The sequence below is a fragment of the Dongia rigui genome (genome assembly GCF_034044635.1).
In the GTDB taxonomy this organism is placed as follows: domain Bacteria; phylum Pseudomonadota; class Alphaproteobacteria; order Dongiales; family Dongiaceae; genus Dongia; species Dongia rigui.
Window position 1 is genome coordinate 507,908 of sequence record NZ_JAXCLX010000002.1, and the last position, 22,447, is coordinate 530,354.

General features: G+C 61.4%; 23 protein-coding genes. 6 read left to right on the forward strand and 17 right to left on the reverse strand.

The features are described from left to right. Positions 1-191: 191 nt before the first annotated feature. The gene (gene corA / locus SMD31_RS13840; RefSeq protein WP_320501489.1) at positions 192-1,163 is read left to right on the forward strand and encodes a magnesium/cobalt transporter CorA; all 972 of its coding nucleotides are present in this window, start codon (positions 192-194) and stop codon (positions 1,161-1,163) included. Here the strand turns inward: corA and SMD31_RS13845 are convergent. Then, entirely contained in the window at positions 1,158-2,153 is a 996-nt protein-coding gene (locus tag SMD31_RS13845; protein ID WP_320501490.1) for a sigma 54-interacting transcriptional regulator, read from the reverse strand. The genes corA and SMD31_RS13845 overlap by 6 nt on opposite strands. Before the next feature lie 149 nt (positions 2,154-2,302). On the opposite strand from SMD31_RS13845, the gene SMD31_RS13850 reads away from it, so the two are divergent. The 4 genes from SMD31_RS13850 to SMD31_RS13865 are packed head-to-tail and all read left to right on the forward strand — an operon-like array spanning position 2,303 to position 3,903. Further along, a complete protein-coding gene (locus SMD31_RS13850) occupies positions 2,303-2,467 on the forward strand; it encodes a hypothetical protein (RefSeq protein ID WP_320501491.1) in 165 nt (54 codons plus the stop codon). Between the two features lie 48 nt (positions 2,468-2,515). Beyond that, positions 2,516-3,187, forward strand: coding sequence for a phage shock protein PspA (gene pspA, locus SMD31_RS13855; RefSeq protein ID WP_320501492.1), 672 nt, complete (start codon positions 2,516-2,518; stop codon positions 3,185-3,187). Positions 3,188-3,244: 57 nt separating this feature from the next. After that, positions 3,245-3,481, forward strand: coding sequence for an envelope stress response membrane protein PspB (pspB, locus tag SMD31_RS13860; RefSeq protein ID WP_320501493.1), 237 nt, complete (start codon positions 3,245-3,247; stop codon positions 3,479-3,481). After that, positions 3,478-3,903: a PspC domain-containing protein gene (locus SMD31_RS13865; RefSeq protein WP_320501494.1), complete on the forward strand. Its 426-nt coding sequence runs from the start codon at positions 3,478-3,480 to the stop codon at positions 3,901-3,903. Before pspB ends, SMD31_RS13865 begins: the two co-directional genes overlap by 4 nt. Positions 3,904-4,009: 106 nt before the next feature. Here SMD31_RS13865 and SMD31_RS13870 read toward each other — a convergent pair whose 3' ends face one another. The 10 genes from SMD31_RS13870 to SMD31_RS13915 all read right to left on the reverse strand — a co-directional run bounded on the left by SMD31_RS13870 (position 4,010) and on the right by SMD31_RS13915 (position 12,992). Then, positions 4,010-4,345 carry a DUF1491 family protein gene (locus SMD31_RS13870; RefSeq protein ID WP_320501495.1) on the reverse strand — a complete coding sequence of 112 codons (336 nt, stop codon included), beginning with the start codon at positions 4,343-4,345 and terminating at the stop codon, positions 4,010-4,012. Further along, positions 4,342-6,030, reverse strand: a complete 1,689-nt coding sequence (locus tag SMD31_RS13875; protein ID WP_320501496.1) for a thiamine pyrophosphate-binding protein — start codon at positions 6,028-6,030, stop codon at positions 4,342-4,344. The genes SMD31_RS13870 and SMD31_RS13875 overlap by 4 nt, the downstream gene beginning before the upstream one ends. Before the next feature lie 87 nt (positions 6,031-6,117). Continuing rightward, on the reverse strand, positions 6,118-7,530 hold the full coding sequence (locus SMD31_RS13880; protein WP_320501497.1) for an amidase: 1,413 nt from the start codon (positions 7,528-7,530) through the stop codon (positions 6,118-6,120). A 15-nt stretch (positions 7,531-7,545) separates the two neighbouring features. Next, positions 7,546-8,346, reverse strand: a complete 801-nt coding sequence (locus SMD31_RS13885) for an ABC transporter permease subunit (protein WP_320501498.1) — start codon at positions 8,344-8,346, stop codon at positions 7,546-7,548. Then, complete coding sequence (locus tag SMD31_RS13890) at positions 8,343-9,173, reverse strand: ABC transporter permease subunit (RefSeq protein WP_320501499.1); 831 nt, start codon at positions 9,171-9,173, stop codon at positions 8,343-8,345. Before SMD31_RS13890 ends, SMD31_RS13885 begins: the two co-directional genes overlap by 4 nt. Then, complete coding sequence (locus SMD31_RS13895) at positions 9,173-10,267, reverse strand: ABC transporter ATP-binding protein (protein WP_320501500.1); 1,095 nt, start codon at positions 10,265-10,267, stop codon at positions 9,173-9,175. The genes SMD31_RS13890 and SMD31_RS13895 overlap by 1 nt, the downstream gene beginning before the upstream one ends. A 36-nt stretch (positions 10,268-10,303) precedes the next feature. Continuing rightward, on the reverse strand, positions 10,304-10,651 hold the full coding sequence (locus SMD31_RS13900) for a hypothetical protein (RefSeq protein WP_320501501.1): 348 nt from the start codon (positions 10,649-10,651) through the stop codon (positions 10,304-10,306). A 9-nt stretch (positions 10,652-10,660) separates the two neighbouring features. Further along, complete coding sequence (locus SMD31_RS13905) at positions 10,661-11,122, reverse strand: GNAT family N-acetyltransferase (protein WP_320501502.1); 462 nt, start codon at positions 11,120-11,122, stop codon at positions 10,661-10,663. A gap of 10 nt (positions 11,123-11,132) precedes the next feature. Beyond that, on the reverse strand, positions 11,133-11,618 hold the full coding sequence (locus SMD31_RS13910) for a YajQ family cyclic di-GMP-binding protein (RefSeq protein ID WP_320501503.1): 486 nt from the start codon (positions 11,616-11,618) through the stop codon (positions 11,133-11,135). Positions 11,619-11,660: 42 nt separating this feature from the next. Continuing rightward, entirely contained in the window at positions 11,661-12,992 is a 1,332-nt protein-coding gene (locus tag SMD31_RS13915; RefSeq protein ID WP_320501504.1) for an MATE family efflux transporter, read from the reverse strand. Positions 12,993-13,256: 264 nt separating this feature from the next. Between SMD31_RS13915 and SMD31_RS13920 the strand changes: the two genes are divergently transcribed. Next, complete coding sequence (locus SMD31_RS13920; RefSeq protein WP_320501505.1) at positions 13,257-15,326, forward strand: putative bifunctional diguanylate cyclase/phosphodiesterase; 2,070 nt, start codon at positions 13,257-13,259, stop codon at positions 15,324-15,326. Between the two features lie 53 nt (positions 15,327-15,379). Here SMD31_RS13920 and SMD31_RS13925 read toward each other — a convergent pair whose 3' ends face one another. The 6 genes from SMD31_RS13925 to aguB all read right to left on the reverse strand — a co-directional run bounded on the left by SMD31_RS13925 (position 15,380) and on the right by aguB (position 22,247). Then, positions 15,380-16,222 (reverse strand): ABC transporter permease subunit, encoded by an 843-nt coding sequence (locus tag SMD31_RS13925; protein WP_320501506.1) that lies wholly within the window; start codon positions 16,220-16,222, stop codon positions 15,380-15,382. Next, positions 16,219-17,166 carry an ABC transporter permease subunit gene (locus SMD31_RS13930; protein ID WP_407652136.1) on the reverse strand — a complete coding sequence of 316 codons (948 nt, stop codon included), beginning with the start codon at positions 17,164-17,166 and terminating at the stop codon, positions 16,219-16,221. Before SMD31_RS13930 ends, SMD31_RS13925 begins: the two co-directional genes overlap by 4 nt. Before the next feature lie 9 nt (positions 17,167-17,175). After that, a complete protein-coding gene (locus SMD31_RS13935; protein ID WP_320501507.1) occupies positions 17,176-18,324 on the reverse strand; it encodes an ABC transporter ATP-binding protein in 1,149 nt (382 codons plus the stop codon). Between the two features lie 100 nt (positions 18,325-18,424). Then, entirely contained in the window at positions 18,425-19,678 is a 1,254-nt protein-coding gene (locus SMD31_RS13940; protein WP_320501508.1) for a polyamine ABC transporter substrate-binding protein, read from the reverse strand. Positions 19,679-19,960: 282 nt separating this feature from the next. Next, complete coding sequence (locus SMD31_RS13945; protein WP_320501509.1) at positions 19,961-21,193, reverse strand: polyamine ABC transporter substrate-binding protein; 1,233 nt, start codon at positions 21,191-21,193, stop codon at positions 19,961-19,963. A 175-nt stretch (positions 21,194-21,368) separates the two neighbouring features. Further along, positions 21,369-22,247: an N-carbamoylputrescine amidase gene (aguB, locus tag SMD31_RS13950; RefSeq protein ID WP_320501510.1), complete on the reverse strand. Its 879-nt coding sequence runs from the start codon at positions 22,245-22,247 to the stop codon at positions 21,369-21,371. Positions 22,248-22,447: the final 200 nt, after the last annotated feature.

Consider the following 22,447-nt stretch of genomic DNA (forward strand, 5'->3'; position numbering starts at 1 on the left):
CGATCAGGTCAAAAGGTTCACATAAAAGGTGGCGCCCAAATGTGGCAGTTGGGGCCGTCAGCTCGCGTGGGAAGGTAATCTGCCCGACCGACCTTGTATAGGCCGCTTGCCACGAGCGGATGGGTGGGATAATCGGGTCGAAAGGGGCGTGACATGCACCCCGTTCTGGCCTCTTTCCGGAGCAATCAAAGATGGGTCGTGTTGTCGATTGCGCAATTTACGAGGGTGGCCAACGGCTTAGGAGCCTGGACATCAATGATGCAGACCAGATGCGGGTCCAGCCAGGACGGGTGATCTGGATCGGCCTTTATGAGCCGAGCCAGGAGGAACTGGCCAAGCTCCAGGCCTATTTCGGCCTTCACGAGTTGGCTGTCGAAGACGCCTACCGCGCCCATCAGCGGCCCAAACTCGAACTCTATGGCGAGACCATGTTCGTGGTCATGAAGACCGCGCAGATGGACGGCACGCATGTCGCCATGGGCGAGACCAGCTTCTTCATCGGCCGCGGCTATGTGATCACAGTGCGGCACGGTCCGTCGGTGAGTTATGCCGATGTGCGTTCGCGCTGTGAGAATTCGCCCGAGAACTTCAAGAAGGGCGAAGACTTCATCCTTTACGCGCTGATGGATTTCATCGTCGACCGCTATTTCCCGATTGTCGAGAGCATCGAAGACGATATTGAACGGCTTGAGGAAGCCGTGCTCGATGGCCGCAGTACACTGGATGTACTGGAAGAGATCGTGATCCTGCGCCGCGACCTGCTGCACATGCGCCATGCCGTAGCGCCGCTGCCGGAAATCTGCCAGCGGCTGATGCGATATGACATGGCCCTCATTGACCGTAACACGCATCCCTATTTCCGCGACGTGTTCGATCACAGCACGATCCTGCTCGACCGCATCGAAAACCTTCGCGAACTCATCAAGACGGTGGTCGACACCAAGATGCTGATGAGCGCCATGAAGCAGAACGAAGTCATGCGGCAACTCGCGGCCTGGGCCGCCATGCTTGCGGTGCCGACGGCCGTCGCCGGCATCTACGGCATGAACTTCGACAACATGCCGGAATTGAAGTGGGAATACGGCTATTTCGGCGTTATCGCCTTCATCGTCGTCATCTGCGGCCTGTTGTTCTGGCGCTTCAAGCGTTCCGGCTGGCTATAGGCCGTATTTCTTCAGCAGGCGGCGTAACTGGTGATAGCTCAGTTTGAGCTGCTGCGCCGCGTTGGTCTGGCTGCCGTTGTTCGCCGCGAGCGCGCGCTTCAGCAAGTCTTTTTCAAAGCGAGCAACGCTGGCAGAGAAGTCGTCGCTGGGGGGCATGCTGGGTGCATCGATCTTTGCCGGATTGCCCGGGCGCCAGGGACTTTCGAACGGATCGATCTGGATCATATCGATGGGCGTCTCGCTGGGGCCGGCGCGATAGACCGCACGCTCGATGACATTGCGCAACTCCCGGACATTGCCAGGCCAGCCATGACCCAGCAGCATTTGCCGGCAAGCGCTGGTGAAGCCGGGAAAGAGCGGGTGGCCCAAGGTCTTGGCCATGCGGATGCCGAAGGCGTCGCTGAGTTCCAGGATGTCGGTCGGCCGCGCACGGAGCGGCGGCAGGGTGACGACATCGAAGGATAGCCGGTCGAGAAGATCGGCGCGGAACCTGCCTGCGGCGACGCATTCCGGCAGATCGACATTGGTGGCGCCGACGACGCGGACATTCACTTTCAAAGTCTGCTCACCGCCCACACGCTCGAACTCGCCATACTCGATGACGCGCAAGATCTGCTCCTGCAGGCGCGATGAGGCGGTGGCAATCTCGTCGAGGAAGAGGGTGCCGCCGTCGGCGCGTTCGAACCGCCCGCGCCGCCTTTGCCTTGCGCCGGTAAACGCACCGGCTTCATGCCCGAAAAGCTCGCTCTCCAGCAGCGTCTCGGTAAGTGCCGCGCAATTCACCTTGGCGAAGGGTCCGTCCCAACGCGGCGACAGGTAATGCAGGCGCTCGGCCATCAATTCCTTTCCCGTCCCCCGTTCGCCGATGACCAGTGCCGGGCGATCGAGCTGGGCGAGGCGCGAGACATGCTCCAACGCCTCCAGGAAAGTCGGATCGGAGCCGAGAAGCGGTGTCGTGCCGGCGGCATCGGGATTGGTGATGATCTCCATATAGCGATAATAGCCATATATGGTGAAAATGACTAGCGATTATCGCTAAATCGAATGGGCGCCTTTATCTAACTAATTGAAATACAATGATATCTATCTTGGCACGGCACATGCTGTTAGAGGGCATCTTCATCTAGAGGAGTTGCCAAATGACCGACGACATCCATTCCAATCCTGGCCCGAGTTTTCGCCGTGGTATCGCCGCGGATCTTGATCGGGCGATGGATTGGATCCGCAGCTACCTCCGGAGCCGCACGGCGTCCGACTGGGTGTTCTTTGGCTGCGGCGTCGCCCTCGGCCATTTCCTCTTCTGATCCAGCTTCTCTCCCACATTCGCAGAATTCGATAAAAGGACTAGCACCATGGGTATTTTCTCGCGCCTCAGCGATATCGTGAACGCCAACCTCAATGCGCTTCTGGACCGGGCCGAAGATCCGGAAAAGATGGCGAAGCTGATGATCCAGGAGATGGAGGACACGCTGGTCGAGGTGCGTTCGGCGGCGGTGAAGAACATCTCGGAAAAGAAGGAAATCCAGCGCCGGTTGGAGCAACTGGCGACAGCCGAGGCCGATTGGGCGCAGAAGGCGGAATTCGCCATCTCCAAGGGCCGCGACGACCTCGCCAAGGGGGCCTTGCTGGCCAAGCGGAAACTCGGCGAAAGCGCCACGGCTTTGCAGGGTGAATTGAAGGCCGTGGAAGAAGCGCTGGCGCGCCATGACGAAGACCTCGCGCGCCTGCAATCTAAGCTGCAGGAAGCCAAGGCCAAGCAGAAGGCGCTCCTCATCCGCCTCAACGCTGCCCAGAAGCGGGTCCAGGTCCGCCGGACGCTGGCGGATGGTCGGGTCGACGATGCACTGGCGCGGTATGAAACCCTGCACCAGAAGATCGATGAGCTTGAAGGCCGGGCCGAGGTTTACGATATGGGGCAGGGTAAGACCCTGGAGCAGGAGTTCGCCAATCTTGAAGCCGAGACCGGCCTTGATGCAGAGTTGGCGGCGCTCAAGGAAAAGCTCCGCGCCGAGCACAAGGGCTGAGGCCCATGTTTTGCTTGAGTGTTCTGACCACCGCCCATCGGCCCAAAGGGATCGTTTATGAGTTTCCTCGAGTTCATGTCCGTGCCAGCCATCCTTTTCATGGTGATCGTGGCACCACTGTGGCTGATCTTCCACTACAAGACCCGGTGGAAGGACCAGAACACCGGCGGCAGCGGCGACGAGAAGACGAAGAAGGAATTGTGGGCGGCGGCACAGCGGCTTGAGAGCCGGGTCGCCAATCTGGAAAAATTGCTCGACGCCGAGGCGCCGGGCTGGCGGGAGACGCAACGATGAATTGGGATGAGCATACAGGGAGCGGGCGCGCCTTCTGGGCCTTTCAAGGCCTGCGCCGAATTCCCGACAAAGGAAAAGTGAGCGGTATCTGTGCCGGTATCGCTCAGCATTGGGGCGTGCGCCTGAAATTGGTACGCGTGGCGGCAGTGCTTGGCCTGATCTTCGCGCCGATGTTCACACTGATCGCTTATGGCCTCGGCACTTTCTTTCTGAAACCGGCCGACCAGGCGCGGGCTGAGCCAACGAAGGCGGCTCAGTCGCAAGATGATTGGGCGACGGGTGGTCTGCCGCCAGACCTTTCCTTTCCCAATCTGCGCGCAAAGTTCAAGGATCTGGAAGAGCGGGCAGGGGCGATGGAGAACCAGGTGACCTCCCGTGAATTCCAACTGCGCCGCGATTTTCGCCAGATGGGCAGTGCCTAAGGCGTTTCCCCGCGTCATGCCCGGGTGAAGAGCGGGCATCCACTTCCCTCCCCCGATTGCGGTGGATCCCCGGGGTTAGCACCCCGGGGATGATGCGTTTGGGGTCTTAGAGGATTTTTCCGGGAAACGGATTGGTGCCGCTGCGGTCTTCGATCTCGACGACCCAGAGGTCCGGATCTCGGTTCACGGCCTTGGCAATGTAGTCGTCGGCCTCGTGTTCGGAAAGAAGCGTGCCCGCCTGCACCGGCAGCCAGGCGATTTCGCCATCGGCATCGCGGGTCTGGTTGAGCAGGCGACAGCCAGGCCCCAGCAGATTGAGTTTCACCAGAATGGCGCCACCCCAGTCGTCGCCCTTATGGGCGACGATGGCAGTGAGACCCTTGGCAAAACACTGCCGTATATGCGCCTTGACGTAGAGCTCGGTGGCGAGCCGTTCCGTCACGCCTTTTGAGCCTTCAGCGCAGCATTGCGGAGATCGCTGAGCGAGGCCTTGGGCGTGATTGCTTCCGGATCAAGGCGCAACTCAAGCAGTGCCGGTTTGCCAGCGGCAAGGGCGCGCTCAAAAGCCGGCGCGAATTCCGCTGTCTTCTCGACAAGCTCGGCATGCGCGCCATAGGCCTTGCCCAGTGCCACGAAATCGGGATTGTGCAGTTCGGTTCCGCTGACGCGGCCTGGATAGGTCTTTTCCTGGTGCATGCGGATCGTGCCGTACATGCCGTTGTTGATAACCAGGAACACGACATTGGCGCCATACTGCACGGCCGTTGCCAATTCCTGGCCATTCATCATGAAGCAGCCGTCACCATTGAAGGAGACGACAACGCGGTCAGGGGCAGCGAGCTTGGCGGCAACTGCTGCCGGCACGCCATATCCCATCGAGCCATTGGTGGGGCCGAGCTGGGTGCGGAACTTGCGATACTGATAGAAGCGGTGGCTCCATGTCGCGTAATTACCGGCACCATTGGTGAGGATTGCGTCTTCGGGCAGGCGGTGGCGCAGCCAGGCCATGATGTCGCCCATCTGCAAATCGCCAGGGACCGGGCTGTGCTTGATGTTCTCGATATAATCGGCGTGGGCGCCCGACGTCCAGGAAGCCCAGGCTTTGTGATCGACCGGCGCCATCTTGCGCAGCGCCCGCGCGAAAGCACCCATGCCGCTGTTGATCGGCAGAGTGGCCTGATAGACGCGACCCAATTCCTCGACACTGGCATGCACATGAACGAGCTTCTGTGCCGGGACCGGAATGTCGATGAGGGTGTAGCCGGATGTGGTCATTTCGCCGAGGCGCGGTCCGATGGCGATGAGGAGATCGCTCTCCTTGATGCGCTGCGCGAGCTTCGGGTTGATGCCGATGCCCACGTCGCCGACATAATTCGGCAGCGTGTTGTCGAACAGATCCTGGCAGCGGAAGGAGCAGCCGACGGGTAGGTTGTTGGCTTCGGCAAAGGCGCGGATGTCGGCCACGGCCTCGGCATCCCAGCCACCACCACCCAGGATGACGAGCGGGCGCTGTGCCTTGGTGAGCAGGGCTCGGAAGTCTGCCACCTGTTCCTCACCCGGATGCGCGCGGCTGACCTTGTAATGCATGGCATCGCCCACCTCGGCAATGTCGGTCAGCATGTCCTCGGGGAGCGCCAGCACGACCGGGCCGGGGCGGCCGTTGACGGCCCGGTGGAAGGCCTGGCTCACCAATTCGGGAATGCGCGCCGCATCCTCGATCTCGGCCACCCATTTCACCATTGGGCCATACATGCGGCGGAAGTCGATTTCCTGGAATGCCTCACGCTCGACCTGGTCGCGGGCGACCTGGCCGATGAAGAGGATCATCGGCGTCGAATCCTGGAAGGCGGTGTGGACGCCGACCGAGGCGTTGGTGGCGCCGGGACCGCGCGTGACGAAACAGATGCCGGGCCTGCCGGTCAGCTTGCCATAGGCTTCGGCCATATAGGCGGCACCGCCTTCCTGGCGGCAGACGACCAGCTTGATCTTGTCCTGCGAATCGTGGAGCGCATCGAGCGCTGCCAGATAGCTTTCGCCCGGCACGCAGAAGGCCATGTCGACGCCATGCCCGATCAGCGCATCGATCAGGATCCGGCCACCGTTGCGCGGCTTCACATTCTTGCTCATGGACGGGCACCCAGGAATAAAAGGTCAGGACGAAAATGCGGGGCTAGGGCTAGCGCTTTTTGCCCTGTTTTGGCAAGGGGCGGGGCCTCAGAGCGGTGGGCGCTGGTGCCACCACGGCTGCAGCTTTTCCAGGGCGCTGCCAAGGCCGAGGACGCCAAGATCATCATGGCGTCGGCCGATGATCTGCAGGCCGATCGGCAATTTGTCTGACGTAAGGCCCGCCGGGACCGACAAGGCCGGGCAGGGGCTGACGAAATTCCAGACCGATGTGAAATCGAGGGCGCGGTAACCCCCGTCAGCGTCGAGTTGCCAGTACTCGGCATCGTTGCGACCAACCTTGGCCGCTGGTTGGCACATGGTGCCAGTCAGCATGGCCTCGTTGCGGGCGAGGATTGGCTGGATCTCGCCCCACATGCGGGTGCGGACGATCTCGATCTTCTTGAACTCGACAGCGTTCATCGCCAGGCCGTTCTCGATCAGGCGCACGACATTGGGGTCCATCTTGGCCCGGTAGTCTTTCAGCACATGGCCGAAAAAGGTGGCGAGATAGACGCCCCAATGCGCCGACCACAATTCGTCCTCGTCCTTGCCCCAGGGCAGCGAGACTTCCTCGATGATGGCACCGGCCCTGGCCAAGGTGTCGGCGGCCCGGCGGACGGCAGCTTCGACTTCCGGATGCCAGACGTGGTTACCCACCTTCAGAAGCAAGGCGAGACGCCTGCCCTTGAGGTCGTCGGGCAATGGCCCGGTAAAGTCGAGCGGCGTGGTTAGCGATTGAATGTCGCGGTCATCGGGCCCTTGCGTGATCTCTAGGAACAGGCAGGCGTCGCCGATGGTGCGGGCCAGCGGACCAAAATGCGACAGCTGGTCGAATTGGCTGGGGAGGATCGTGAAGGGGATGCGACCGAAACTCGGCTTCAGCCCGACGATACCGCAGAAGCTGGCCGGAATGCGCACCGACCCGCCCATATCCGAGCCCTCGGCAAAGGGCACACAACCGCTTGCGACAGCAGCGCCGGAACCACCGGACGAACCGCCGGCAGTGCGTTCGGTGTTCCATGGATTGCGCGTGATGCCCCAGAGCGGGCTCTCGGTGAAGCTCGAATAGGCAAATTCAGGTGTCGTCGTCTTACCGATGAGAATGCCGCCGGCACCGGCGAGCGCCTCGGCAATCGGCGCGTCGTGATCGGGCACCCAATGTTCATAGGCGTAGGAGCCGAGCGTTGTGCGCTTGCCCTTGGTCGGTGTCAGATCCTTCAAGGCGTAGGGCACACCATGCAAGGGACCACGGAAATGGCCGGCCTTGGCCTCTGCCTCCATTTGCTTGGCTTGATCGCGCGCTTCTTCTGCGTAGACAAAGCAGAAGCAATTGAGCGCCGGGTTGACCTCGGCGATGCGCTTCAGCGCATTCTCTATGATGGTGACCGGCGACAGGCTGCCGGCACGGATGCGGGCGGCGAGTTCGGTGGCGGGCGTGAAGCAAAGATCGAGATCGGTCACGTTGGAAGTCCAATCTTAAGCTGGGGTCAGTCGCTTGAGGCTGCGGGTGACGAAGATGAAGAGCGCGAAATCGACCAGGATCATCAAGGCCACCAGCGCATGATAAAGCGGCGAGGCGTTCTGGGCGACCCCTGAGAGGATCGCGCCGGGCAGCAGCACGGCGTCGCCGGAAAGACTGTTGCCGAGATAGAAATCGCCCAGTGACAGGATGAAGGCGATGAGGGCGCCGAAGGTCATGTAGGGCCGCAGGACTGGCCAGGTGAGGCGATGGAAAATCGTGATTTCATCGGCGCCGGCTTCAAGCGCCGTGGCGCGCCAGGCCGGATCGACGCGCTGCCAGCCCAGGCAAAGGATCGCTGCCACCAAGGGGGCCGCGACCGCGGCCTGGCTCAGCGCCACCAGGCCAAGGCCCAACGCATTGCCGCCCCATTGCGCAAGCTTGAGGCAGGCCAGCAGGAACAGCGCGCCAAGGCCGAAGCGCGGCAACAGGAAGGGGAGGGCGGAGCCGAGCAAAGGCAGCCAATGGCGCTCCCTGATCCAGCGACGCCAAAGAAGTGACAGGGCCAAGCCCCAGATGCCCGCCAGGATCGTGACGGCAATGGCGATGAGGGGTGTTTCGCCAAGCGCCGGAGCGATGCCGGCTTCCTTGGCAAGGGCCGCCATCATCTGGCCGGTATCGGCAACCAGGAATATCCCCAGCGCGTAATAGAGCCCTAGGCCAAAAATGGCGCCGACCGGCAGCAGCAGGAACAAGACCAACAGCCAGGCGGCAAGATGCAGCAACAATCCGGGCAGACGGCTGACACGGCGGATCATGTGGGCACCTTGCGCTGATTGAGCACCGCCAGGAGGACGAGAGGTGCAGCGGCAAATGCCAGCAACAGGATCAGCATCGCCGCGGCATAGGGCCAACCGGTCTCGCTTTCCAACGCGCGTTGCAGCCACTCGCTGGCCTGTTCAAATTCGCCGGTGCCGAGCAGCCGCGGCTCCAGGAAGCTGCCGATGGCGCCGCTGAAAGTTATGGCTGCGGAAAGTGCCGCAGCAGATCGGCAGAGCGGCCACAGGATGCGGGTGAGGAGTGTTGCGCTGTCGGCACCGCATTCCCGTGCCGCGCGCAGCAGATGCGGATCGACGCGGCGAAAAGCCAGTGCAAGAACCAGAATGCTAAGCGGCAGCCAGGCGTGAATACCGGCGATCAGTTCTGCCGAGAAGCCGCTGAGCATCGACAATGGCAGGATGTCCAGGAGTGCGAGGTCCTTGAAGGCCTGCATCCAGCCCAGGATGCGCATGCCGGGATCGAAAAACCACAGCAGGATGACGAAGCCGAGCAGGACGCGCCCAAGGCGCCGACCGCGAATGGCGATCAAGTAGGCGATCGGCCAGCTGAGGCAGGTCGCACCGAGCGCGGTCAGTGCTGCGAGCAGAATGCTGCTGAAGAGCGCTTCGCGGGCCTCTGGTGAAGCGAGCAGACTGGTCCAGCCCGTGAGCGACAGGTCGCCGGATTGATTGGCCGTGGCCAGCAGGCTGAGCCAGAGGACGAGTGCAAGGGGGGCGGCAAAGATCGCGATTTGCAATCCCAGCGACGTCCAGGCGAGGCCGGCGAGGGGGCCGCGCAACGCCAAGGAGCTGCCGCCGGCCGCCATCAGGTCACCGGCAGCAGATAGGAATCGGCCCGGTTCCAGCCCAGCGTGACGCGCCTGCCGCTTTCCAGCGGAAAGGGGGCGGGTGCCGGAATCTCGGCGATCACGCCGGGCGCGAAGCCTTCGATGGCGACACGGATGCGCGTGTTGGTGCCGCGTGGCATGACATCGGCGATGATACCATCGGTCAGCAGGTCGAAGCGGCGGATGCCGAGAAAGGGCCGCACGACTTCGGGGCGCACCAGCAGCAGGGCCGGACCGCTCGCCAGCCGAGGGTGGCAGCGCTCGCGCCCCAAATCGCCGCCGCCAGATTGTAGCAAGGCCGAGCGCAAGACGACCTTGGCGTCGAGCATTTCGACGTCGACGGGCAGCAGATTGCAGGGGCCGGCCAATTGGGCGACCGTGGCGCTCGCCGGGCGGCCGAACAATTCCTCGGCCTTGCCCAATTGCACTTCTCGGCCACCGACGACGACCGAGATGATGTCCGCCAGCGCCATCGCTTCAGCGAGGTCGTCGGTGGCAAACAGCGTGGTGAGGTTGAACTGCCGGTGCAGCCGCTTCAGTTCCGGCAGGAAAGCATGGCGTGCCGCACCTGGCAGTACCTGCAGCGGCCGCTCGAGGAGCAGAATCTCAGGCTCCCCGGCCATGGCGCGGGCGAGGGCCGTGCGCAATTGTTGCTCCGCCGTGAGGGACGCGGGCAGCCGGTCCAATAGATCGGCGGCGATGCCGCATTCCTCGACCACACGTTCCAGGCGGGTTGCGATTTCGGCTCTGTCATGACCGCGCTGTTGCAGTGGAAAGGCGATGTTGGCGCGCAAGGTTAGGTGCGGGAAGAGGGCGAGATGCGCGCGCACCGTCATGACACCACGCTCGCCCGGCACCCGCAGGCCGAGATCCTTGTTGTCGATCAGGATGCGGCCATGCCGCGGCCGCGCGAATCCGGCGATGAGGTCGATGGCGGTGGTCAGCAGTTCGGGTGCCGGGGCCACCAGCGCGAAGAAGGCGCCACGCGGCAGCTGCGCGGAAAAGCCGTCAAGTGCCGCGGCACCTTCCCCGGCCGTCAGATCGCGCAGCTCGAGATGGCCCGGCCCGGACATGCTCACCGCCCAGCCATGCTGATCACCGGGACACGCTCAATGGTGATGTGCTTCGTGCAGCATCGCCTGGCGCATGCCCGTATCATAGGCGTGCCCTTCGGGCGTCAGGATGCAAGCGCGGGGGAACGCGGATTTGATGAGGCCCTTGCGCTCCAGCGCCTTCCACGCCGCCTCGTTGCCGAGGCCCGTGGCATCTGCCGCCGAGAGCACCCACGGCCCCAGGTGAAAATGGTCGCCATGGGCGTGTGGCAGGCGCTGGATGAGCGTGTGGCCCGCCTCTTCGGCCGGCACCGCATAGCCTTCGAGCCCCGAGAGCGCCTGAAACAGGGTCAGGGTCTTCAATTGCAGCGTGTTGAGGTTGAGCGGGTTCTTCTTCGGCGGCATGTCGCTATCCTATGCGTCCAGGGTCTTTTCCATGTAGAGCGAATGTGGGTCGAGCTGATAGGCCCCGAAGGGGGCGATCTCGCGATATCCAGACTTAACATATAGCGCGATCGCCTCCGGCTGCCGGACGCCGGTCTCGAGCCGCAGGCAGGTGATGCCCACGGCACGGGCATCGGCCTCGAGTGCCGCCAGCAGGCGGCTGCCGAGCTTCAGGCCGCGCGCCTTGGGGTCGACATACATGCGCTTGATCTCGCCATAGCTCTGCTGGCGCAAGATGGCGCCGATCCCGCGCAACCGGCCGTCGACGCGCGCCACGTAGAAGCTGGTCTGCGGCCCCTGCAAGGTCGATATGTCGACCAGGTGGTTGCTCTCGGCCGGGTACAGTGTCGCGTAATAGGCATCGCCTTCGGCCAGCATGTCGCGCACATCCGGCTGGTCGGGGGTTTCGATGCGAATGATGGGCGTCTGCAAGATCAATCCCTCAATCGCGGAAATTAGTGAACTGCAGCGGCTGTTCGATCTTCAACCCCTTTACGAAGGCGATCGCTTCCTGGAGTTCGTCACGCTTCTTGCCAGTGACGCGCAGTTCGTCACCCTGGATCGAAACCTGGACCTTCAGCTTTGCGTCCTTGATGTCCTTGACGATCTTCTTGCCCAGCGTCTGCTCGATGCCCTGCTTCACCACGACTTCCTGGCGGCGCGAATTGCCGGTGGCCTTCTGCTCGTCCTTGAATTCGAGGCAGCCGGGATCCAGTTTCCGCCGCGTGATATGCACCTTGAGCAGTTCCTGCATCTGCTTCAGCTTCAGATCGTCATCGGCATTGATGGTGATGACGGCTTCCTTGCGCTCGATCGTGCAATGCGACCCCTTGAAATCGAAGCGCGTGCCGACCTCTCGGACGACGCCCTGGATGGCATTCTCGACCTCGGCCAGTTCAGTCTTAGAAATGATGTCAAATGACGGCATCGGAACCTCCTCAAACGTCTGCGGAATCTGCCACAGGCGGCATCAATGTGCCAGCGCCCGGGGAATCCGCGGGTACCACAGATAAAGCGTTGCCGCTCGCAAGACAAAGAACAGCATCAGCGCGCCCCACAGGCCATGATTGCCGAAGGCCGGAATGGCGAAATATTGCGCGACGATCGCCCCGAGCGCCGCAATCACCATGCCGTTGCGCATCTCGCGGCCGCGGGTGGCGCCGATGAAGACGCCGTCGAGGACATAGCACCAAACGGCCACCAATGGGGTGGCGGTCAGCCAGGGCAGATAAGGCGCTGCCTCGGCGAGGACCGCGGGGTCGTCGCTGAACAAGCCAATGATGGCACCGCCACCGCATTCGAGCAGGACGGCAATGCCCAGGGCAAGGACCAACGCCCAGAGGAGCGAGCCACCGACGGCACGGCGCAACTGACCGCGATCGCGCTGGCCGACTGCCTGGCCGGTCAGTGTCTCGGCCGATTGTGCAAATCCGTCGAGGCTCTGGGCGATGGTGGCGACCAGCGCGAACAGGACTTGGTTCGCGGCCAGCGTGGCGTCGCCCATGCGGGCGCCGAGGCCGACGAAATAGACCATCACAAACATCACCGCGAGGGTGCGCAGGAAAATATCGAAATTGACCGACACCAGCACAAAGAGCTTGTCGAGGTCGATGAGAGAACCCGATTCTTCGCTCAACGGAACGATGCGCAGCAGACGCCGGGCCACCACGAAGCCGACAATGGCGGTCACCGTCTGCGCGACGGCGGTGGCGATGGCGGCGCCATCAACGCCGAGATGGAGTTGATAGACGAACAGCCAGCAAAGAGCGACGTTGAGGCCATTGAGCAGCACCTGCAAGGCCAGGGCACGCCCCATGCGCTGCAGCCCGACCAGCCAGCCGAAGATGACATAATTGGTGAAGTCAAACGGCGCACTGAACAGGCGATAATGGAAATAGCGGGCGGCCAGATCGGCCACCGCCTCGCTGGATCCGAACATCGGCACGGCGACGAAGGCCAGCGGAACCATGACCAGGAGCAGGATGAAACCAAAGATCCAGGCCAGCGACAGCGCCCGGTTGAGTGTTGCCTTGATTTCGTCGCCATCCTCGGCGCCGTAGGCCTGGGCGGTGAAGCCCGCCGTGCCGAGCCGCAGGAAGGCGAAAGCCCACAGCACGAAGGTCGACAGCGAGGCCCCGACGGAGATGCCGCCCAGCGCCACGGCGTCGCCGGTCCGGCCGATCAGGGCGGTGTCGACCAGATTGGGCAGGACCGCCGCGAAATTGGCGAGAATAGCCGGCACGGCCACGGCAAGGATGCGGCGATGGGTAACCCGGGGCGCGGAAATTGGGGTGTCGGTCATGTGCTGCAGACTGATGGGCGGCGCAATATAGGCAGGGCGGGTGCGAACTGGCAAGCAACGGCAGCTGGCGAAACTCGCACATTCCTGCCAATTTTTCCCACTATTTCATACCTCTAGGCCAATGGTAAGATATCCTTAATCAATTCACTCTAGTTAACGAGGACTATTTTCGCGATTGAATATGGTCGCCTGGGGCAGTGACTATGTTCATGGCACTTGTCTCGCGGGTACCCATGATCCCCGCGGCCGAGATTGGTTGGCACGATGCTGGATGGTCACATCCTTTGTCTCCTCGATGATGACGTCGAACGTGCTTGCGTTCGGCAGGCCTTTGGCGTCGGCGGATATCTGGTCGAGTATGTTGCCGACCGTGCCGAAATCCCACTCGTCAAGGGCGCGGACGCGCCAGCGGATCTGCTGCTTCTGCGCGTGCGCAAATCGGACGATGGCGACTTCATTCGCAGCATTCGCACCCTGTTCGGCACCGAACAATTGCCGATCGTGTTCCTGGTCGATCCCGGTGCGGAAACGCTGGTGGAGCATTGCATCGATTGCGGTGCCGACGATTTCCTGACCGTTCCGATCCACGAAGCCGAGTTGCTCGCGCGCGTGCGCAGCCAACTAGCGCGTGCGCGCGCCATTGCAGCCAGCCGGCTGGAGCGCGAGCGCTTTGCCCTGGCAGTCGCCGGGTCCAGCGACGGAATCTGGGACCTCACGCTCGACAACGATGCGCTCTTCATGTCCGCCCGCTGTTTCGATCTGCTGGGCCGCACGGGTGAGGACGGCTTCAAGCTGCTCGAAGACTGGATCGCGATCATTCATCCGGACGACGTCGATCAGTTCCAGGTCGAATTGCGCAATCATCTGGAAGGCATCACGCTGTCGTTGCAGATGGAATGCCGCATGCTGCACAAGAACCAGACCTATCGCTGGTTCCTGGTGCGTGGCACCGGTCAGCGCAACGGCGCGGGAAAGGCCATTCGGATCGCCGGATCGCTGACCGACATCAGCGAGCGCAAGCTCACCGATGCCATGACCGGTCTGCCGAACCGCATCGTGCTCTATGACCGTCTCAATCAGACCATCGTCAAGAACCGGCGCAAGCAGAACGCCAATTTCGGCATCATTCTGCTGCAGATAGACCGCTATGAGACCATGCGCGAAGCCTATGGCCAGGTGTTCTGCGACGCGGTGCAGAAGGTGGTGGCGCAGCGCCTGGTCGGCACCTTGCGCACGACCGACACGCTCACCATCATGGGCGAGAACACGATGTGCATCCTGCTCGATGTCATGCGCGACGATACCGATCTGGTGCGCGTCTCCCACCGCGTGCGCGCGGCGGCCGAGGAACCGATCACCCTGGGTGACGAGAGCGTGCTCCTCAGCCTCTCGATCGGCATGGCGCAGGCACAGGCACATCACCAGAGCGCCGAGGATCTCATTCGTGATGCGACGGCGGCGCTCAACAAAGCCCGCGCCGAGGGTGGCGGGCAGGAAGTCGTGTTCGATCCCGACATGCAGCGCCGCGCCCGCGATCGCCTGCGGATCGAGGCCGAATTGCATCTGGCCCTGAAGCGCGACGAATTGCGCCTCCTTTACCAGCCGATCATCGATATGCGCACGGGCCAGCTTGCCGGCTTCGAAGCCCTGGTGCGCTGGCAGCATGCCCAGCGCGGCATGATCCCGCCCATGGAATTCATCCCGATCGCCGAAGAGACCGGCTTGATCATTCCGATCGGCACTTGGGTCGTCCAGGAAGCCTGTCGCCAGGCGCAGGCCTGGACCGAGCAGAACCTGGTTCCGGACCTTTTCATCAGCGTCAACGTGTCGTCTCGCCAGCTTGATGGGCCGGCTCTACCGGAGATCGTGCGTCAGGCTTTGCGCCAGACGGGTCTGTCGCCGGCGCATCTCAAGCTGGAGATCACCGAAAGTGCTGTGATGCGTGATTTCGAGCTGACCATGAAGTTGCTGAAGCGGTTGAAGGAAATCGGCGTCGGGCTGTCGCTCGATGATTTCGGCACAGGCTATTCCAGTCTCAGCCTGCTCAGGCGCCTGCCGGTTGATACGCTGAAGGTCGATCGCTCCTTTGTGACCGCGATGACCGCCGACATCAGCGGTGTGAAGATGGTCGAAGCCATTCTGCAACTGGCGCGCCTGTTCGATCTCAAGGTCGTAGCCGAGGGCATCGAGCACGAGGAAGAGGAGCGCCTGCTCAAGGAACGCGGTTGCGAGTTCGGGCAGGGATGGCGCTATGGCAAGCCGCTCGCCGTCGATGCCTGCCTTCAATTGATGCAGGCACAAGGCACCGGCGCCAATAAGCGCGTCGCGCGATAAGCAATTTTGCTGAAGAGACAGACGGCGCCGCCAGCCCGGGCGGCGCCGCTATGTCAGTTGTTGGCCTGCAAGGCCGCCTGGATGTCCCGCTGTCGGCGCTTCTCCTGCCGTGTCATCAGGACATGCGAGGCGATGACGCCGGTTGCGACCACCGTGATGATGATCGTCGCCAAGGCATTGATCGTGGGGTCCACGCCGCGGCGGACCTTGGAGAAGATCAGCTGCGGCAAGGTGCCTGAACCCGGGCCGTTATTGTAGATCGTGATCACCAGATCATCGAGCGAGATGGTGAAGGCAAGCAGCCAGCCGGAAACGACGGCCGGTGCCACGATCGGCAAGGTGATCAACATGAAGGTCTTCAGCGGCTTGGCGCCGAGATCCAGTGCCGCCTCTTCAAGCGACATGTCGAAGACCGAGAAGCGCGACTGCATCACCACCGTCACATAGGACATGGAGAAGGTGATGTGGGCGAGGATAACGGTCGAGAAGCCCATCGCCTTCGGCCAGCCGAACCAATAGCCCATCTCCTTGAACAGCAGCAGCATGGACAGGCCGGTGATAACCTCCGGCATGACCAGCGGTGCCGTCACCATGCCGCTGAAGGCGGTGCGCCCATGGAACTTCCGGTAGCGGGCCAACACATAGCCCGCCATCGTGCCGAGGACCGTTGCAAAGGTGGCGCTGACCGCCGCCACGATCAGGCTGTTCTTTGCAGCCGTCAGGACGGCCGCATCATTCAGCAGAACCGGGTACCATTTCGTGGAAAAACCGCCCCACAGCGTCATCAGCTTGTTGGCATTGAAGGAATAGGTGACGAGCACAACCATCGGCCCATAGAGGAAGATGAAGCCGAAAACGAGCGCTGCGATAACAAACCAGGAGAGCCGGTTGGTCATTTCGGGGCCTCCTGCGCTTTGCTTTGGAAGTACTGGAACGCCATGATGGGAATGACCAGCGCCAGCAGGATGGCAACGGCGACTGCAGATGACATCGGCCAGTCACGGTTTTGCGCGAACTCGTTATAGACGACACGGCCGATCATCAAGGCATCGGGGCCCCCCAGAAGTTCCGGGATAACATATTCGCCGACTGCTGGAATGAAGACCAGCAGCGAGCCGGCGATGATGCCCGGCAGCGACAACGGGATGGTGATGACGCAGAAGGCCTTGAACGGCCGGCAACCCAGATCCGCCGCTGCCTCCAGCAACGACATGTCCATCTTCTCGAGATTGGAGTAGAGGGGCAGGATCATGAACGGCAGATAGGCATAGACGATGCCGATATACATCGCCGTGGGTGTATAGAGAATCTGCAGCGGCTCGTTGATGACGCCGATCGCCAACAGGAAGTCGTTGAGAACGCCTTCCTTGCCGAGGATGCTCATCCACGCATAGACGCGGATGAGGAACGAGGTCCAGAACGGCAGGATGATGGCGAGCAGCAACAATGACCGCGTCGACGGCGCGCAGCGGGCGATGCCGTAAGCCATTGGGTAGCCGATGAGGAGGCACAGCGCGGTCGAAATCGCCGCCAGCTTCAGAGAATTGCCATAAGCGATGATGTAGAGAAGGTCCTGGCCCAGTCGCTTGAAATTGTCGAACAGCTGCTCATGCGGAATGCTTTCCGGACCGAGCATCGGCGTATAGGGCGGCTGCGCGATCAGGGTTTGCGCCAGGCTGATCTTCAGGATGATGAAGCAAGGCACGACGAAGAAGATCGTCAGCCATAGATAGGGAACCAGGATGACGGCCGATCGCGGCCGCAAGCCCAGGGCCGAGAGCAGCCTGTGCAACTGCGTGCCCATCGGCAGCGAGGTTTGATATGGGGTCTCAGATGCCATGATACCGCCTCAGCTCAACAAGGCGACGGGGCTGTTGGCATGCCAGGTCACATAGACCCGGTCATCCCAATCGATGGCGTGTTCGGCGGCGCGCCGCTGATTGGACATCGTCACTTTGACTTCCTTGCCGCTGTCCAGCTTGATCAGGTAGACAGAAAGGTTGCCCATATACGCGATGCCCTTGACGATGCCAGGCGTCGAATTGCGGCCGTTGTCGTCGGGACGCGCCTTGGACAGTTCCATCTTCTCCGGTCGAATGGCCACCCAGACCTTGGCGCCCGGTGCCGACGAGATGCCGTGATCGATGTAGATCTCCGTACCTGCTTCTGGTGACCCGATCAGCACATGGCCCGGCTCGTCCTCGACGATATTCCCTTCAAACAGGTTCACCGAGCCGATGAAGTCGGCGACGAACTTGGTGTTGGGATATTCGTAGATCTCCTTGGGTGTGCCCACCTGGACGATCTGGCCGCTGTTCATGACGCCGATGCGTGTCGACAGCGTCATCGCTTCTTCCTGATCGTGCGTCACGACGATGAAGGTGATGCCGAGCCGGTCCTGGATGTTCATGATCTCGAACTGCGTCGCCTCGCGCAGCTTTTTGTCGAGGGCGCCAAGCGGTTCGTCGAGCAGCAGCAGCTTCGGTTCCTTCACCAGAGAGCGGGCGAGGGCCACGCGCTGGCGCTGACCGCCGGAAAGTTGGTGCGGCTTGCGGTGGGCGAACTGGCGCATCTGCACCATGTCGAGGATCGAGCCGACGCGCGTCTTGATCTGGTCCGGCGGCGTCTTGTCCTGCTTCAGGCCAAAGGCAATGTTCTGCTCGACCGACATATGCGGGAAGAGGGCGTAGGACTGGAACATCATATTGGTCGGGCGCTCGTAGGGCGGAATATCCGCCATATCGACGTCGTCGATATAGATCTTGCCCGAAGTTGGCTGCTCGAAGCCAGCAAGCATGCGCAGCAATGTGGTCTTGCCGCAACCCGATCCGCCGAGCAGTGCAAAGAGCTCGCCGCGATAGATGTTCAGCGAGACATCGTTGACGGCAACGAAATCGCCAAATTTCTTGGTGACGTTCTCGATGCGGATATAGGGCTTGGCGTTGGGATCGTTCCAGATCTGGGTGGTCGTCTCTGCTCTTGCTCGTTCAGCCGCCATGATGCGTCCTGTTATGAATGCCCCGAAGCCAGTGCTCGGGAGCGAGGCCAAATTCCTAAAGAGAAGGGGCAGCACATGGTGGCTGTGCTGCCCCGTTTTTTTACTGTCCAGTCTTTACCCGCGTCCATTCGCGGGTGATGACGCGACTGAGTTTGTCGTCGCGCACCACCGACGGGAAGCTGCGCTTCATCACCTCCGGCGTGGGATAGACGGCTGGATCCTCCAGGATCTCCTTGTTGACGAACTCCTTCGCCGGCACATTGGCGTTGGCATAATTGGTGTAGTTCGTGGCGTCGGCGATCACCTTGGGGCGCATCATGTAGTCCAGGAACAGATGCGCGTTCTTGAGATGCGGCGCATCGGCGGGGATCAGCATGCCATCGAACCAGACATTGGTTCCTTCCTTGGCGATCGTATAGGCGAGGTTGATCTTGATGCCTGCTTCGGCGGCACGCGCGGCAGCTGTTGCGTAGTCACCCGACCAGCTCATCGATATGCAGTATTCGCCGTTCGGCAAGGCGGTCAGATATTGCTGCGAGTCGAAGTTCTTGATGAATGGCCGCACCTTCATGACCATGTCGGCGGCGGCGACAATATCTTCTTCCTTCTGTGATGTCGGATCCTTGCCCATATAGGCCAGGGCCAGCGGGAAGACGTCTTCAGGAGAGTCGAGGAAGGTGACGCCGCATTCCTTGAACTTGGAAACGACGTTGGGATCGAAAAGCATGGCCAGACTGTCGAGCGGGGCGTCCGGCATCAGCTTCTTGATCAAGTCGACGTTGTAGGCGAAGCCGTTGGTGCCCCACATGTAGGGGATCGCATACTCGTTGCCGGGATCAGCATCCTTGGAAAGGATCGCCATGATCTCGGGATCCATGTTCTTCAAGTTCGGCAGCAGGGTCTTGTCGAGCTTGTGGAACAGGCCGATCTTGATCTGGCGGGCGAAGAAGGAGGAGGAAGGGAAGACGACGTCGTAGCCGGTACCGCCGGTCATCAGTTTGGCTTCGAGTGTTTCGTTGCCGTCGAAGGTGTCGTATTGGACCTTGATGCCGGTTTCTTTCTCAAAGTCGGCGATGGTGGTTTCGCCGATATAGTCCGACCAGTTGTAGACGTTGAGTTGTTTTGCGTCGTCACCCGTCGTCGGAGCGACTGCTTCCTGTGTTGCCGGTGCAGCGCTGCTGGTCGCTGCTTGGCTCGTGGCTTGCGACGTTGCCTCGCTGGTGCTCTCCGTCGTTGGCGCTGCGTTGCCGGCCTGCTCGTCCGTCTTCTTGTCGCCGCAGGCGGTCAGCAGCATGCCAGCCACCAACATCGCCGCACCCATTTGGGTGAAGCTGGTGTATCCGGATTTCAGCACGGTCATTACTCCCTAGTCGTCATGCCCATCTTGCGCCAATGCCAGCGTGTCGCCGGTCTTGTTGTGCGCAATTCATCCCTGCTTATGCGTAGTTAACATTTTTTCATATCTGACCCCGCCGATGCCTGGGCTGTCAACCCTCGGCGGACGGGGCGACGCGACCTAATGCGTCACATGCATGATTCAAAGCGCCATGGCGAAATAAAAGAACCCCGCGACAGAGGTCGCGGGGTTCGAGGTCAAGAATTGATACCGTCTGCTTTATTCAAGACAGCGCCATTATCACTGGCCTGTCTTGATCTTGGTCCAAGTGCGAGTCCGAAGGCGCTCGACCTCCGGTGTTGCCACCTTGTCCGGGAACAGATGGGCCTGAACTTCTTCCGAAGGATAGATGTTCGGATTGTCCATCAATTCCTTGTCGATCATCGGCAGGGCCGCCGCGACCGGGCTGCCGTAGGCGACATAATTGGCGTTCGCCGCCGCGACCTTGGGATCGAGGTTGTAGTTGATCCACTTATAGGCCTGGTCGATGTTGACTGCGTCGGTCGGCATGGCAATCGTATCCATCCAGATGATGGTGCCTTCCTTTGGGATGGAATAGGACACTTCGATATTGTTCTTGGCTTCCTCAGCGCGCGCAGCGGCGATGCTGAAGTCACCCGACCAGCCGAGCGAGAGGCAGATGCTGCCGCTGGCGATATCGTTGATGTAGCTGGAACTGTGGAAGTACTTCACATAGGGACGCACACCCAGCAACAGCTTCTCAGCGGCGGCATAATCGTCGGCACTGGCGGTGTAGGGGTCCTTGCCGAGATAGTTGAGCGCGATCTGCAGCACTTCGCTGGGCGCATCGAGCATCGAGATGCCGCAGTCGGCGAACTTCTGCGCCAATTCCGGCTTGAAGACGATGTCGAGGCTGTTCACCGGCGCATCCGGCATGCGCTTCTTGATCTCGGCGACGTTATAGCCGATGCCGGTCGTGCCCCAGAACCATGGCACCGCGTACTTATTGCCGGGGTCGAAGGCGGCGAGCAGCTTCATGATTTTGGGATCGAGATTCTTGTAATTGGGGATCTTCGCCGGATCGATCGGCTGATAGATGCCAGCCACGATCTGGCGGCCGAGGAAGGCGCCCGACGGATGCACGAGATCATACCCCGTGCCACCCGCCATCAGCTTGGCTTCCAGCATTTCATTCGAATCATAGACGTCGTACTGGACCTTGATGCCGGTTTCTTTTTCGAAATTCGGCACCGTGTCTTCGGCGATGTAGTCCGACCAGTTGTAGATGTTGAGCTTGCCGCCATCTCCGGCCGGGGCGGCCTCGGACGTGGCGGTGCTGGCTGCTTCCGAGGTTGCCGTGCTCGCTTCAGAGGTTGCGGTGCTGGCCGCTTCCGACGTGGCGGTGGTGGCGGCGGAAGATTGTTGCTCGGCTTCCTTCTTTTCCTCGCCGCAGCCCGCGAGCAGCAGCGCTGAAATAAAGGCAACTCCAATCAATCTCGATTTTTGCACCATGGCCTCCTGAGGGCTGTTGATATTTTGATGGCGCGCAGGGCGCGCACCTGGGTGAAATTTGTTAACTGGATTCGCTGACCTAAGAATAACTTAATGTCACACCTTGCCGGGTAGTTTTGTCAACAAATGCCCGTGATCGGCTCATGGAATCGGGCGCTGCCATCGCTCATCCGGTTCATTCGCTCCAATTCTGGCCGTCAAGGGTCATCAGGACGGTATAGAGGTCTGGGCGGCGGTCGCGGAACAGGCCCCACCCAGCACGCTGGCGGCGCAGGGACTCGAAGTCGAAATCGGCCGTCAGGATCGCCTCTTCTTTGCCGGCCGACGCGATGATTTCGCCGCGGGCACCGGCGATGAAGGATCGGCCATAGAAATCGACGGCGCAGGTCTCCCCGTCCTCCCTGCCAATGCGATTCGAGGCGACGACTGGAACCATGTTGGCCGCCGCATGACCCTGCATGGTGCGTTGCCAATGATCTGCGCTGCTGTAATCGGGGTCATTGGGTTCGTTGCCGATGGCGGTGGGATAGAGCAGCATCTCGGCCCCCATCAGGGCCATGGCGCGGGCGCATTCGGGAAACCACTGATCCCAGCAAATCCCGCAGCCGATGCGGGCGTAGGCCGTGTCCCAGACTTTGAACCCCGTATCACCGGGGTTGAAGTAGAACTTCTCCTGATACCCCACACCGTCCGGGATGTGAGATTTCCGGTAAATTCCCAAGATCTCTCCGTCGGCATCGATGAGGGCGAGGGAGTTGTAATAGGCGTTGTTGGCGGCCTCGAAGAAGGAGACGGGCAGCACCACCTCCAACTCGCGCGCCAGTTCCTGCATGCGGGCGATCGTCGGATGATCGTCGACGGGCTGGGCGAGGTCGAACAACTCGGCCAATTGGTCCTTGCAGAAATAGGGCGTCTCGAACAGGGCCTGCAGTTGGATGATCTGCGCCCCGCGCTTGGCCGCCTGGCGAACCAGAGCCTCGGCCCGCGCAACATTCTGCACTGGATCCGGTCGGCAGGCGAACTGAGTGGCCGCGACGGTCACTGTCCTGGTCATCCCATTATCCCCGCCAAAACGTCCTGGCAATGTCGCCTTAACATCCGATTCATAGCCGTTGCCGGCCGACGATCAAGCCCCTCTTCACCGCGCAGCCCCTCCTTTTGGACTACTTGCGCGCTGTTCTGGAATCGTCACATTGTGTCCTGGGCGGCGCGCCAAGCGGCTGCAATGACTTGGTTTGTCTGTGATGCAAGGCG